The sequence below is a fragment of the Stenotrophomonas sp. SrG genome, assembly GCF_050031795.1.
Lineage (GTDB): Bacteria > Pseudomonadota > Gammaproteobacteria > Xanthomonadales > Xanthomonadaceae > Stenotrophomonas > Stenotrophomonas rhizophila_A.
Genome location: NZ_JBNBBE010001829.1, coordinates 1 through 229, shown reverse-complemented (window position 1 = coordinate 229; position 229 = coordinate 1). Strand labels below are relative to the sequence as shown.

Below are 229 nucleotides of genomic sequence, written 5' to 3'. Positions count from 1 at the left end.
GTTTCATTCAACGCCGGCAGGCGGCACAGGTAGACGAACACCGCCAGCAGCGCCAGCGCGATCGCCAGGCCCACGTACGGGCCCTGCACCGACGGTGCTTCCTGGGTGCGGTAGGCCAGCTGTTCGGCCGCGCCGAGTGCGGCCAGTTCATCGGCACGCTTGACCGTGTTGCCGAGGATCAGCAGGCCGCCGCAGATCGGCGCGCTCGCCGTACCCAGCGAGTTCAACG

General features: G+C 69.0%; 1 pseudogene. It reads right to left on the bottom strand.

Going from position 1 to position 229, the window contains the following annotated elements:
- A pseudogene (locus tag ACQG3P_RS25530) lies at positions 1-229 on the bottom strand (glucose/galactose MFS transporter); the annotation flags it as partial.